General features: G+C 39.3%; 14 protein-coding genes. 9 read left to right on the top strand and 5 right to left on the bottom strand.

Features of this window, described 5'->3' with window-relative positions; translation table 11 throughout:
• Positions 1-18 precede the first annotated feature (18 nt).
• Complete coding sequence (feoB, locus tag LXL81_RS15925; RefSeq protein ID WP_234647790.1) at positions 19-2,151, top strand: ferrous iron transport protein B; 2,133 nt, start codon at positions 19-21, stop codon at positions 2,149-2,151.
• A gap of 177 nt (positions 2,152-2,328) precedes the next feature.
• On the opposite strand, the gene LXL81_RS15920 is transcribed toward feoB, so the two are convergent.
• Positions 2,329-3,810, bottom strand: a complete 1,482-nt coding sequence (locus LXL81_RS15920; RefSeq protein WP_234647789.1) for an NAD(P)H-hydrate dehydratase — start codon at positions 3,808-3,810, stop codon at positions 2,329-2,331.
• 244 nt (positions 3,811-4,054) lie between these two features.
• On the opposite strand from LXL81_RS15920, the gene rplS reads away from it, so the two are divergent.
• Positions 4,055-4,420: a 50S ribosomal protein L19 gene (gene rplS / locus LXL81_RS15915; protein ID WP_137340618.1), complete on the top strand. Its 366-nt coding sequence runs from the start codon at positions 4,055-4,057 to the stop codon at positions 4,418-4,420.
• Positions 4,421-4,596: 176 nt separating this feature from the next.
• Positions 4,597-5,376 carry a diaminopimelate epimerase gene (gene dapF, locus LXL81_RS15910; protein WP_234647788.1) on the top strand — a complete coding sequence of 260 codons (780 nt, stop codon included), beginning with the start codon at positions 4,597-4,599 and terminating at the stop codon, positions 5,374-5,376.
• Between the two features lie 7 nt (positions 5,377-5,383).
• Here dapF and LXL81_RS15905 read toward each other — a convergent pair whose 3' ends face one another.
• Positions 5,384-5,689 carry a rhodanese-like domain-containing protein gene (locus LXL81_RS15905; protein WP_234647787.1) on the bottom strand — a complete coding sequence of 102 codons (306 nt, stop codon included), beginning with the start codon at positions 5,687-5,689 and terminating at the stop codon, positions 5,384-5,386.
• 18 nt (positions 5,690-5,707) lie between these two features.
• The gene (locus LXL81_RS15900; protein ID WP_310589586.1) at positions 5,708-6,850 is read right to left on the bottom strand and encodes a DEAD/DEAH box helicase; all 1,143 of its coding nucleotides are present in this window, start codon (positions 6,848-6,850) and stop codon (positions 5,708-5,710) included.
• A gap of 186 nt (positions 6,851-7,036) precedes the next feature.
• Between LXL81_RS15900 and LXL81_RS15895 the strand changes: the two genes are divergently transcribed.
• Entirely contained in the window at positions 7,037-7,864 is an 828-nt protein-coding gene (locus tag LXL81_RS15895) for a hypothetical protein (RefSeq protein WP_234647786.1), read from the top strand.
• Positions 7,865-7,881: 17 nt separating this feature from the next.
• On the opposite strand, the gene LXL81_RS15890 is transcribed toward LXL81_RS15895, so the two are convergent.
• Complete coding sequence (locus LXL81_RS15890) at positions 7,882-8,322, bottom strand: cupin domain-containing protein (RefSeq protein ID WP_234647785.1); 441 nt, start codon at positions 8,320-8,322, stop codon at positions 7,882-7,884.
• A 111-nt stretch (positions 8,323-8,433) separates the two neighbouring features.
• Here LXL81_RS15890 and LXL81_RS15885 point away from each other — a divergent pair, with 111 nt between their 5' ends.
• The 5 genes from LXL81_RS15885 to LXL81_RS15865 all read left to right on the top strand — a co-directional run bounded on the left by LXL81_RS15885 (position 8,434) and on the right by LXL81_RS15865 (position 12,085).
• Entirely contained in the window at positions 8,434-8,979 is a 546-nt protein-coding gene (locus LXL81_RS15885; protein WP_234647784.1) for a DUF1697 domain-containing protein, read from the top strand.
• 79 nt (positions 8,980-9,058) lie between these two features.
• Positions 9,059-9,307 (top strand): DUF6364 family protein, encoded by a 249-nt coding sequence (locus tag LXL81_RS15880; protein ID WP_234647783.1) that lies wholly within the window; start codon positions 9,059-9,061, stop codon positions 9,305-9,307.
• Position 9,308: 1 nt separating this feature from the next.
• Entirely contained in the window at positions 9,309-9,731 is a 423-nt protein-coding gene (locus LXL81_RS15875; protein ID WP_234647782.1) for a PIN domain-containing protein, read from the top strand.
• A gap of 27 nt (positions 9,732-9,758) precedes the next feature.
• Complete coding sequence (locus LXL81_RS15870; protein WP_234647781.1) at positions 9,759-10,172, top strand: Dabb family protein; 414 nt, start codon at positions 9,759-9,761, stop codon at positions 10,170-10,172.
• Between the two features lie 221 nt (positions 10,173-10,393).
• Positions 10,394-12,085 carry a glycoside hydrolase family 9 protein gene (locus LXL81_RS15865; RefSeq protein ID WP_234647780.1) on the top strand — a complete coding sequence of 564 codons (1,692 nt, stop codon included), beginning with the start codon at positions 10,394-10,396 and terminating at the stop codon, positions 12,083-12,085.
• A 179-nt stretch (positions 12,086-12,264) separates the two neighbouring features.
• On the opposite strand, the gene LXL81_RS15860 is transcribed toward LXL81_RS15865, so the two are convergent.
• The gene (locus tag LXL81_RS15860; protein ID WP_234647779.1) at positions 12,265-12,489 is read right to left on the bottom strand and encodes a hypothetical protein; all 225 of its coding nucleotides are present in this window, start codon (positions 12,487-12,489) and stop codon (positions 12,265-12,267) included.
• Positions 12,490-12,556: the final 67 nt, after the last annotated feature.

The following is a 12,556-nucleotide window of genomic DNA, read 5'->3' as shown; positions in this document are numbered from 1 at the left end:
TTCTATTTTGCTTTTCAATTGAAACAAGAAAATATAAAAATTGCCCTCGTAGGAAACCCGAATGCGGGAAAATCAACATTATTTAATGCGTTAACCGGCTTACGGCAAAAAACCGGAAATTTTCCCGGTGTTACAGTTGAAAAAAAATCAGGGACTTTTCGTTTGTCCGGATCCAAGGGACAGCAGGAATTGGATGTAACTGTTGTGGATTTACCAGGAACTTACAGTGTTTATCCCAAATCGGCAGATGAAGGCGTTGTAATGGATATTCTTGCCAATCCAAAACATCCCGATTATCCGGCTGCCGTTATCGTGGTTGCTGATGCTTCCAATCTTCAAAGAAATCTTCTGCTTTTTACTGAAATAAACGATCTGGGCATACCGACAATTCTTGCACTGAATATGCTGGATGTTGCCGCAAGTATGAAATTAACGGTGAATGCCGTTCAGCTCGCAATGCAGCTTAAAGTACCGGTTGTCAAAATAAATGCGAGAACGGGAGAGGGGATTCCAAATTTGCAGGAGGCAGTCCGCCAGGTTGTGGAAAGAACTGAAAAGCCGGTATTAAAATATTTTTATGCACCAAAAGGAAATGAGCCTGCGCTGATTGAGGAAGTGAAAGAATTGCATCAGCTTGATAATGACTATGTTGCTTTGCAATATGTTTGTCAGCATGATAATTTTTCTTTTCTGGCTCAACCTGTTCGTGCAAAACTGGATGCGCTGATTGAAAAATATGGTTTTGATGAAGTTGGATTCCTGGCTGATGAAACCATAGCCCGTTATGAAACAATCAAACCTATCGTTGATAGATCCGTGAAGTCGGAAGGAGCGACAGAACAGCCGCTTTGGACAAGAAAACTGGATAAAGTTCTGCTGCATCCGATTTTTGGTTACGTCACTTTTGCAGTCATTCTGATGGTTATTTTTCAGGCCATATTCGCCTGGGCGTCTTATCCGATGGATTGGCTTGATGAAAATACTGCTCTGCTTATTTCCTGGACAAAGGAAATGCTGCCGAAAGGCGTTCTCAATGATCTGCTGACCGATGGTGTTATGGCTGGAATTGGAGGCGTTATAATCTTCATTCCGCAAATTGCCATACTTTTCGGGCTGGTTTCTGTATTGGAAGAATCCGGCTATATGGCCAGGGTGATGGTGATCATGGATAAAATCATGCGTCGTTTTGGATTAAATGGCAGAAGTGTGGTTCCGCTTATTTCGGGTGTAGCCTGTGCCGTTCCCGCTATCATGACAACCAGGAGTATCAGCAGCCGTCATGAACGACTTCTGACCATTCTGGTAACACCGATTATGAGTTGCTCGGCAAGACTTCCAATATATAGTATTCTTATTGCACTTATTATTCCGTCAACAAAAGTGCTGGGCATTTTCAATATGCAGGGACTTGTTTTGTTTGGATTATACTTTTTAGGATTGTTCGGCGCATTGGCATCTGCCTGGCTGATGTCGTTGTTTATTAAGAGAACGGAACCGGGGTATTTTATGCTGGAGATGCCAACTTTTAAAATGCCGCGATGGGGTCATGTTGGTTTTATGATGTATGATAGTGTGAAATCTTTTGTGCTTGAAGCCGGAAAGGTTATTCTTGCTATTTCAATCATTCTCTGGGTTTTATCATCTTATGGCCCGGGCGATCATATGGCAGTTGCTGAACAAAAGGTAATAAGCACCATGCCTCAGGCACCTGAACAGGAAGTTGCTGCCGCCATTGCTTCTGCCCGTTTGGAAAGTTCTTACGCTGGGAATTTTGGAAGATTTATCGAGCCTGCCATCCGTCCTTTGGGTTACGACTGGAAAATAGGCATTGCGCTTTTAGCATCTTTCGCAGCAAGAGAAGTTTTTGTTGGTACTATGGCTACGATTTACAGCATAAGCGGTGATTCGGAAGATGTATTGACGGTGAAAGAAAGGCTTGTTCAGGAAAAAAATGATCAGGGCGGTCCAATGTATACACCTGCGGTTTGTTACTCACTTCTTATTTTTTACGTTTTCGCGATGATGTGTATGAGTACCATCGCCGTCGTTTACCGTGAAACGCACGGCTGGAAATGGCCGCTTATTCAATTGGGTTATCTGATGGTGTTGGCCTATGTTTCGGCTTTTGCCGTTTATCAGATTATGAGTTAGGTATTTTTTTTAGATAATAGAAAGTTTTAAAACCCGTCGGATGGCGAAAAAAGCCATCCGACGGGAGGCTCTAACCCGTCCGACGGCTTTTTCTGCCGTCGGACGGGTTTTAAAAACTTCAATCATTAACAATTGAATTTTCACTAATTTCGGAAAATTTTTAGGTTATAAAAAAACCTACCAACCCAGATTCTCAATAATATCAGAAGCAACCATAGCAGTTTTAGTCTTTTTGTCAGCTGCTTTGTCGCCTGCCAATCCGTGTTGAAAAACCCCGAATATTGCAGCATTTTCAGGTGTATATTTTTGGGCCAACAATGAAGTCAGTATTCCTGTTAAAACATCGCCACTTCCACCAGTCGCCATGCCTGCGTTTCCTGTTGAATTGAAATGGACATCACCGTTTGATAAAATAACAGCCGTGTAAGCACCTTTCAAACAAATAATTACATTATACTTTTGAGCAAAATTCCTGGCAAGTTCAAGCCTGTCAAACTCGTTTGAAGATTCGCCTGCCAGCCGTTGAAATTCTTTTGGATGTGGTGATAAAATCGTTTTATCAGGAAGTTTATCAAGCAAATCAGGATGTTTGGAAAGAATGTTTAAAGCATCTGCATCAATAATGAGAGGTACTTTTATTTTGTCTAAAAGCTCATCCAGCATTCTTACGGTTAGCGGTTCCTGTCCAATTCCTGGCCCAATACCAATAGCGGAAAATGAATCAAGTTCTGGTACGGAAGTAATGTATTTCCGGTTTTGATCAACCGAGATCATCGCCTCCGGGAGTGAGATTTGCAAGATTTCATAACCGCATTCCGGAACATGTACTGTTAACAATCCAGCTCCCGAATGCGCGCAAGCTCTGGAAGATAGTGTCGCTGCACCAACTTTACCATAACTTCCAGCCATAATTAAAGCATGGCCAAAGGTTCCTTTGTGAGAAAATTTCTCCCTGGATTTAACCAGAGACCCAGCATCTTTTTTGTCTGTAAAATGATAAGATGTTGGAGCGTCTTCGATATATTTTTTATCCAGTCCAATATCCACAACATGCCAGTCGCCGGTGAAGGCTGCATTTTGCGGCATCATAAAAGCCAGTTTTGGTAGTTGAAAAGTTACAGTATAATCTGGTTCAATAATAGTGTCCGTTTTTTCATTGGATTTGTCGACATATAATCCACTTGCAATATCAACCGAGATGATTGTGCCGGGAGCATCATTTATTTTGTTGATAACATCCTGCAATAAACCTTCAACCGGGCGGGATAATCCAGAACCTAAAAGTGCATCTATAATGATATGATCATCAACAAATTCCGGCATGGCGTTGACTTCGTAAATGGATTTGACCTGAACGAGATTTTCAATTTTAACCAGATTTTTAAGAAAATCCTCCGAAGCATCCTTGCTATATTCAATCACAAAAAAGCGGACGTGGTAACCTTTACCTGATAAAATGCGTGAAATAGCGAGCCCATCACCACCATTATTACCTTTGCCACAAAAAACAGAAATTGATTTTTTTGTATCAAAACGGTCTTCATACCATTTTACAAAAGCCTGAGACGCTCTTTCCATTAAATCCAGAGATGAAATCGGCTCGTTTTGTATGGTGGCAGCATCCAGTTCACGGATCTGATTTACATTTAATATTTTCATAGGTCAAAGATATTTGTAATAAACGCTGCCCATAATCGTCCTTGATGGCATAGATCACTGTTTACTAATATTATTCCAACAAATTTATATGGATTCTACTGCATAAAAATATGTTAACACTTTCAAATATTAAGAATTAATCTTAGCTTTGCACTCGTTTTCGCAATAGCTGTTTTGAATGAAGGGGCGTCACCCCATCCGCTGGAAGCAAGTTGCAATTTCAAATTCATTATAAAGCATCGTCATGAGCGAATTAATTAAACTCGTAGAAGCTACGATCGAGAATCGTACCTCCGAGTATCCTGTTTTCAAAGCAGGTGACACGATCAACGTACACGTTAAGATCAGAGAAGGTAACAAAGAACGTATTCAGCAGTTTCAAGGTACGGTAATGCAACGCCGTAATTTGAGCGGAAGCGGAGAAACTTTCACTGTACGTAAAATTTCTAACGGAATTGCAGTTGAACGTATTTTTCCAATCCTTTCACCAAGTATCGCGAAAATCGAATTGATTCGTCGTGGTAAGGTGCGTCGTGCGCGTTTGTTCTTCTTACGCGGTCGTCAGGGTAAAGCTGCTCGTATTAAAGAGCTAAAAGTAGCGAAGGCATAAGATATCTTCTTCGGACGAAATTAAAAACCCTGCAAGAGAATCTTTTCTTTGCAGGGTTTTGTTGTTTGGGAGCAGTCAGCTTTTAGCGATTGGCTTTCGTATCACAATAATTTTTTAGTTTAGAAAATTCAAAATGCGATATAGCTAACAGCTATAAGCTAATCGCTAACAGCCATATGGAAATTCCTTTTTTTAAATATCAGGGTACCGGAAATGATTTTGTGATGATTGATAATCGCACAGGATTCTTTCCCTCTTCGCAGGAATTGATTGAAAAACTTTGTCATCGTCGTTTCGGTATAGGATCTGACGGATTGATACTACTTGAAAATGCGGAAGGATACGACTTCCGTATGGTTTATTTCAATGCAGATGGCCGTGAAGGCAGTATGTGTGGAAATGGCGGCCGGTGTGCTGTTCGTTTTGCGCATGATCTTGGAATGTTTGAACAGGAAACTTCTTTTATCGCAGTGGATGGTCCGCATGAAGGTGTGGCCACGGCAGAAATTATCCGTTTGAAAATGGGTTCGGTAAATGGTGTGGAACGTCACGAAAAGTATGATTTTCTAAATACCGGCTCACCGCATTATGTGACTTACGTGGATGATATTCAGGAAACCGAAGTTGTCAGCATTGGAAAAGATATTCGATATGGTTCTGAATTTGGGCCTAAGGGAGGGACGAATGTTAATTTTGTTCAATTACTTGGCGAAAATCATCTAAGTGTAAGAACATATGAACGCGGTGTTGAAGACGAAACTTATTCTTGCGGAACGGGTGTAACAGCCTGTGTTTTATCCGCACATTTACGTGAAGGTTGGAATGGTCCGGTTACGGTGGAAACTCTGGGTGGAACTTTACAGGTGGATTATCTGGAAAAAGACGAAGCGAAATTTGATGATATCTACCTGATAGGACCTGCTGTGAGGGTTTTTAAAGGAAGTGTAAATATGTAAGTTACTATCATTCTGCTTCCAGAATTCCTCCATGTAAATGGAAAATCTTCTTATCGTTCCATTCAGGAATGCGGCAAAAATCAAGAGCGGCTACTTTACTTCTTACGCCATTTGTACATAAAACAACGATATATTGAAAATCCGACAGCAGATTTCTCTGCTGGCGGATTTCTGCCAAAGGAATGTTAATTCCTCCTTCATTAAATTCTTCAAATTCCCAACTTTCACGAACATCAACAACCACGCAATCAGGTTGTTTCCGAAGCTCGTGCATTTCGGATAGACTGATGTCGGTATATGTATTTTTATACATTAGAGAATCCGGCTACAATTATCTTCCGTTTGAATAAGGATGATCTTTGATAACCGGGATATTTTTATTGATCAGTTTATGAATATCTTTCAAATACGTTTTTTCATCCAGATCACAGAATGAAAATGCTGTACCTTTTGCACCAGCACGACCTGTACGGCCAATTCTGTGTACATAAGTTTCAGGAATATTCGGGATTTCGTAATTAATCACGTGTGTCAGATCATCCACATCAATACCACGCGCAGCGATATCCGTTGCCACTAAAACACGTGTTGTCTGACTTTTAAAATTCTTTAAAGCATTCTGACGGGCATTTTGTGATTTATTTCCGTGAATTGCTTCTGACGTAACGCCTGCTTTACGCAATACCTTCACAACTTTATCGGCCCCATGTTTTGTTCTTGTGAAAACAAGCGCAGTTGCTATTGTATCATCATTAAGGATATGTAAAAGCAGATTGTTTTTGTCTGATTTATCAACAAAATAAACCGATTGTTTTATTGTATCTGCCGTAGAAGAAACCGGAGTAACCTCCACTTTTGCAGGATTTGAAAGAATAGTGTCGGCCAAAGTCATAATGACCGGAGGCATGGTGGCAGAGAAAAACAGCGACTGGCGTTTAGCAGGCAGAAGTTTCAAAATCTTTTTAACATCATGCACAAAACCCATGTCGAGCATACGGTCTGCTTCATCCAAAACAAAGATTTCCAATTGTTTCAAATGCACAAAACCCTGATTGATAAGATCCAGTAAACGTCCTGGCGTAGCAATCAAAATATCAACACCTCTTCTAAGCGCATCTGTCTGTGGCTTTTGGCCAACTCCGCCAAAAATTACGGTATGTGTAATATTTGTAAAACGGCCATACGCCGTAAAACTTTCACCAATCTGGATCGCCAGTTCGCGTGTTGGCGTAAGAATAAGTGCACGGATCGGCCCTTTTTCGTTTTTACTTTTTGCTTTTTCTTCTAATATCTGAAGCATCGGAATCGCGAAAGCTGCGGTTTTTCCTGTGCCCGTTTGCGCGCAACCCAGTAAGTCTCTATGCTGTAAAATAAGAGGAATCGCTTTTGCCTGGATTGGCGTGGGAGTTGTGTATCCTTCTTCTGTCAGAGCCTTTGTAATTGGCTCAATGAGGTTTAATTCTTGAAATGTCATTTGGTTGTTTTAAGCTGCCCATGTGTATAGGATTAAATATAAACAGAGCCGGAATTGTATTACGAAACCTTTTTGGGTTCCCTTGATAACAGTAATCACTTTTTTATGGTTCATTAAGTTTTGTTTTCGATGTAACCGTTTTATGATTACTTTGCATATACATTAGCCATTTAAAAAACCATGATCATGAAACGTACTTTTTTAACGCTGCTTTTTGCGGCAGTATTCACCATTTCGTTACAGGCTCAGGATAAACTGATCAAGAAAAACGGAGTTATTATTGAAGGTAAAGTGACAGAAGTGGGCGTGAGGGAAGTACGGTACCAGATTAATCCGGAACCCAATAGTGCCAAATTTGTAATCCGCAAAGGAGAACTTAGTCACATTGTATTTGGCAATGGTGAAACTTTTGTAATAAGCGACCGTCCCGTTGCAAAGGATCAATCTGTTCGGCCAAGAGTTGACAACATTGAATATGGTAGAAATATTTTAACAATTTCACCATTCAAAGCATTGGATTCAGGACCTGGCTTTGGATTCAGCTATGAGCGATTGGTAGGAAATGGCCAGCACATAGGAATTATTTTACCGGTTTCATTCATCTTTCACGACTACAATATTTACGATCCGCTTATCGGATCAAATGCGAAATATCTTACCAATTTTTATATATCACCAGGCGTAAAAATTTATCCTTTTGGTCAGCGTAAAGTTACTTATGCCGTTGGTCCGAACATTGTGACTGGTTTTGTCAAAGATACTTATAGCAACTACGTATCTTATCCAAACGGTGGTGGCTATTATAATACAGTAGAAAGCAGTCGTTTTCGATTAGGGCTGGTTGTTAATAATTATTTGAACTTTCAAATTACATCGCGCATCAACTTAGGTATTAACGGTGGTTTGGGTATGCGCTATATTGATCGTCAAAATTCATCATCCAGTTTTTTCTATTCCAATAATGACGTGAGTGTAATTGGTGAATTCGCGTTTAATTTTGGATTCCGGTTTTAAACTAATCATCAGCAGCATTATTTTTTCATAGTTCCCGGCGAATGCCAGCTGAACACGTGATAAGTTGCGGGTGTGCTGCCAACATTTTTAATCGAATGCATTTGGTTGGAAGCCTGGAAAACTACGGAACCCGGGCCAACACGTTTCATATTGCCATTGACCAAAGCTTCCAGCGTTCCTTCTTTGATGATGATCACTTCCTCTTCCGGATGTTTGTGAGGCGGGTGAGAAGATTCGCCGGTATTTAATGTCGTTACGTGACATTCAAGTTCATCAAGTGTGGCAGTTGAAGAACGGAAAAAAGTACGGACAGAACCTGTTTTGGTTTCTTTGACCGGGATATCGTTCCAATCAAAAATGGAAGAATCAAGGTTGGCCATTTTGGAATTGGCAATGACAAATGACATCGTTAAACCCATAGTAATTGCTGCAACGGTAATATCTCTCTTCGTAATCATATCATTGGTTTGATTAAATTGAATGCATGTGAAGAAGAAACTTTTCAATAAATTATACTTTTCTGTTGGATAATTGAATTCAGAAAAGAATGAGACATATTTTAAGAGAAAATGAAAACCTACATCGCGATTTTAAGAGGAATTAATGTCTCCGGTCATCATATGATCAAAATGGCGGAGTTAAAAACGATGTTCGAAACATTACCATTTGAAAACGTCAGGACCTATATTCAAAGCGGAAATATCGTATTTGACGCCAGTCCGGGAGAGGAGCGGGATTTTGAAAACTTAATTCATGATGTTATTCAGAAAACCTTCTCTTTCTCAGTTCCTGTTATTGTTTTGGAAGAAAAAGAATTGAAAGATGTCCGGCAGCATAATCCTTTTTTGACAGGAAGAAATGAAGATGTGACCAAATTGCATGTAACTTTTCTTGCTGCCATACCAAATATTGATCATATAGAAAAATTAAAAGAAACAGCTCGGTTTCTACCTGATGAATGGATTTTGGACGGAAAAGTAATTTATCTGTTTTGTCCAAACGGTTACGGTAAAACGAAACTGACCAATAATTTTTTTGAAAATAAATTGAAAGTAACTGCTACGACGAGGAATTGGAAAACGGTTAATGAGTTAATCTCGATGACCTCAAAATGATTTGAAAAAATATACGTGTTTTTATTTTTGTTTATACACGTGTGATTTTTTAAATTGCTAAACGATAAACAACATAGGCATGAACACAAAATTGACATTAACTATCGAAGATTCGGTTATTGACCAAGCTAAAAAATATGCCAGACAAGAAGGCAGGAGTTTGTCGGATCTTGTTGAAAATTATTTAAAGGCTGTAATTGCAGATTCAAAAGAAAAACCAACAGAACTGACTCCTATTGTTAAGGCCTTAAAAGGATCATTTAAGGCACCGGCAGATTTTGATTACAAGGAAGAATTAATAAAAGGTTTATCCGAAAAATACTTGTAAAGTGAGGAAAGTAATAATTGATACGGATATTATTTTAGATTTCTTCTTTGAGCGCCAACCGTTTTCTGATAATGCCGTGAAGATATTTTCTTTGCTGGAATCTGGTGAAGTTCAGGGATTTGTGACACCACTGATATACAGCAATGTCTACTATTTGCTAATAAAAATGGCCAGTCATAACTACGTTACAGATAAGCTTAAATTGTTATTCCAAATTACAGATGTGCTTACAATGGGGAAAAATACAGTATTACAAGCATTGAATTCAGACTTTTCTGATTTTGAAGATGCTTTACAGAATTTTTCAGCTGCTGATCATAACGAGATAAATGTTCTGATCACCAGAAATGTTAAAGATTACAAAAATAGTAAAATGGCAGTACTGACACCTGATAGTTTTTTAAAGATCAGAGAGAATAATTGAATTAATTTATCCACTTACACCCAAAACATGGAAGATTCATCAAGACGCAAATTTTTACAAAACGCCGGATTAGCATCATTGGTATCCATTTCACCACTTGCTGCTGAGCCGGAAAGAGTTAGTGAGCTTTTTATACATCATGTGCTTTTTTATCTGAAAGATCCTAACAACGCTCAGGATGAAGCCAAACTTTTGGAAGGGTTGAAAAAACTTGCCAAAGTACCACAGATCCAGTATGTCAATATTGGTAAGCCGGCATCTACAAACCGTTCAGTAATTGTTAAAGATTATACTTTTTCCTGGATGTGTTTTTTCAAAAATATTATTGAAGAAGAATTATACCAGACACATCCTATTCATGATGAGTTCCGTAACAATTACGCGCACTTGTGGGAGAAGGTTGTCATTTATGACTCGGTAGGGCCAAAGAAAGTAAGCTGAAAAATCAGACTTTTGCTAAGATATTTTTACACAGATGACTACTCCGGTCATCTGTTTTTTTTGTTTAAATATTTGATTCCTAATCAAAATGAGTAAGGATTTCGCCCTTTTTTCTTTGATTCATAACCTGTAAACTTTTGTCAAATCTATAAATCAGTCCTTTCGTTTTGAAAAAAATATATTGCTATTCCCTGCTCCTGACTTTTCTGGCAAATTGTTCAATGGGACAATCTTCCTCTGAAAATATTCGCCTGAATCAAATTGGTTTTTATCCTGCTGCTTCCAAAATAGCGGTAGTTGTTGGTGAAGAAAATACAGATTTTGTGCTGAAAGACAGTAAATCTAAAAAGGTAGTTTTTACCGGAAAATTGGGTGAAATCCGTAAAAGTCAATATTCAGGAAAACCAGGACGAATTGCGGATTTTTCTGCTTTTCAAAAACCCGGAAATTACATTCTGGAAGTACCCAAGGCCGGAACTTCTTATCCTTTTGAAATAAAAACTGAAATTCATAAAAACGTGGCGATTGCAGCGATCCGCGGTTTTTATTACCAAAGAGCCTCAGTTGCATTACCCGAAAAATTTGCCGGGAAATGGGCCCGCGCTGAGGGGCATCCCGATGACAAAGTATTAATTCATCCATCTGCTGTTTCGGCAGGTAGACCGGAAGGGTCGGTAATAAGTTCGCCAGGAGGCTGGTATGATGCAGGAGATTATAATAAATATATTGTCAACTCGGGAATTACAATGGCGACTTTGCTGTCTGTTTATGAGGATTTTCCCGCTTATTTTAAAAACCTGAAAACCAATATTCCTGAAAGTAACAATACTGTCCCGGACTTACTGGATGAAGTTTTATGGAATTTCCGTTGGATGATGACCATGCAGGATCCCGGCGACGGAGGGGTTTATCACAAGCTCACTAATCCAAAATTTGACGGAATGATCATGCCGGATGCCTGTAAAAATCCAAGGTATGTGGTTCAGAAAAACACGATTGCTACACTGGATTTTGTTGCCGTTATGGCGCAGTCTGCCAAAGTGTTAAAAAACTTTGAAAAGGAGTTGCCCGGACTTTCTGATTCCTGCAAATCGGCTGCGTTGAAAGGTTGGGCCTGGGCCAGGAAAAATCCGGCCATGGGATATCATCAGAACGAGATGAATAAAACCTATGATCCCGATGTTGTCACAGGCGGATATGAAGATAAAGATGGAAAAGACGAATGGATCTGGGCCGCCAGCGAAATGTATATCCTAACAAAAGATGAAGATTATCTTAAAAATATTTCTTTTGAAACAGATAAGCCAATGCCACTTCCATCATGGAGCCAGGTAAAAGCACTGGCATATTATACGATGATCCGAAATGAAAAACAACTGGGGCCGGTTGATCAGCAATATTTAAGATCGATCAAAAAAAGTGTTACCGATTTTTCTGATGATTTGATTAAGGATCTTGAAAAACAGCCATATCAGACTGTCATGGGAAAAAATATAAAGGATTTTGCCTGGGGAAGTAACGCGGTGGCATCCAATCAGGGAATTGCGTTGATCCAGGCATACAAATTAACAAAAAACAGGAAATATCTTCATGCCGCTTTGGGTAACCTGGATTACATACTAGGCAGAAATGCGACTGGCTATTCTTTCCTGACTGGTTTTGGTTCTAAACAAGTGATGCATCCGCATCACCGGCCTTCCATAGCCGATGGTATTGTGGAACCTGTTCCCGGACTATTATCCGGCGGCCCTAATCCTGGTCAACAAGATAAATGTGCAGGTTATCCAAATAATTTTGCAGATGAATCATTTGCAGATGCAGATTGCTCATATGCTTCAAATGAAATTGCTATAAACTGGAATGCGCCTTTTGTATATCTGGCGGCAGCAATTGAGGCATTGTCTGGAAAATAATAAAATTATCAGACCTTATCACGAATTATATTGCAGGACAATTTTGCTTTCGGCTATCAGCAGTCGGCAGTCGTCCGGAATGCCACTCTCTGCATTAATCTGATTGATGAAAGCCGGCTGACGATAGCATTACAAAAGAATCCGTGATAATGTCTGTTAATTATGCTGTATACGATTATTTATTCTTTCGCAGACTTCACCGGTACATTCGGATCAGTTTCATTGTACCCTTGCTGATCAGTCATATTTTCGCGCTCAGATTCATTGATCGAATCATTTTTAATTTCCTGAGATGATTTTTTGCTATCATCTTCCTGCAAAACAGAATCATTTTCAGGATTTTTTGGTCCCGAGTGTGACGGTGATCCACCTTCAACATTCGTATTTTTATGTTCTTTGCCCATGGTTACTAATATTTTTTCAAGCCATATTTCAATAATTGTTCCTTGACTATTAAATGATGATTATTGC

It is taken from the genome of Dyadobacter sp. CY356 (genome assembly GCF_021440195.1).
GTDB lineage: Bacteria > Bacteroidota > Bacteroidia > Cytophagales > Spirosomataceae > Dyadobacter.
This window is presented reverse-complemented; position numbering and strand designations above follow the sequence as displayed.

Bases quoted from the DNA above. Each gene is read 5' to 3' on its own strand.
- LXL81_RS15920 (WP_234647789.1), bottom strand. From the start codon at position 3,810: ATGAAAATATTAAATGTAAATCAGATCCGTGAACTGGATGCTGCCACC.
- rplS (WP_137340618.1), top strand. From the start codon at position 4,055: ATGAGCGAATTAATTAAACTCGTAGAAGCTACGATCGAGAATCGTACC.
- dapF (WP_234647788.1), top strand. From the start codon at position 4,597: ATGGAAATTCCTTTTTTTAAATATCAGGGTACCGGAAATGATTTTGTG.
- LXL81_RS15905 (WP_234647787.1), bottom strand. From the start codon at position 5,689: ATGTATAAAAATACATATACCGACATCAGTCTATCCGAAATGCACGAG.
- LXL81_RS15900 (WP_310589586.1), bottom strand. From the start codon at position 6,850: ATGACATTTCAAGAATTAAACCTCATTGAGCCAATTACAAAGGCTCTG.
- LXL81_RS15895 (WP_234647786.1), top strand. From the start codon at position 7,037: ATGAAACGTACTTTTTTAACGCTGCTTTTTGCGGCAGTATTCACCATT.
- LXL81_RS15890 (WP_234647785.1), bottom strand. From the start codon at position 8,322: ATGATTACGAAGAGAGATATTACCGTTGCAGCAATTACTATGGGTTTA.
- LXL81_RS15885 (WP_234647784.1), top strand. From the start codon at position 8,434: ATGAAAACCTACATCGCGATTTTAAGAGGAATTAATGTCTCCGGTCAT.
- LXL81_RS15880 (WP_234647783.1), top strand. From the start codon at position 9,059: ATGAACACAAAATTGACATTAACTATCGAAGATTCGGTTATTGACCAA.
- LXL81_RS15870 (WP_234647781.1), top strand. From the start codon at position 9,759: ATGGAAGATTCATCAAGACGCAAATTTTTACAAAACGCCGGATTAGCA.
- LXL81_RS15865 (WP_234647780.1), top strand. From the start codon at position 10,394: ATGGGACAATCTTCCTCTGAAAATATTCGCCTGAATCAAATTGGTTTT.
- LXL81_RS15860 (WP_234647779.1), bottom strand. From the start codon at position 12,489: ATGGGCAAAGAACATAAAAATACGAATGTTGAAGGTGGATCACCGTCA.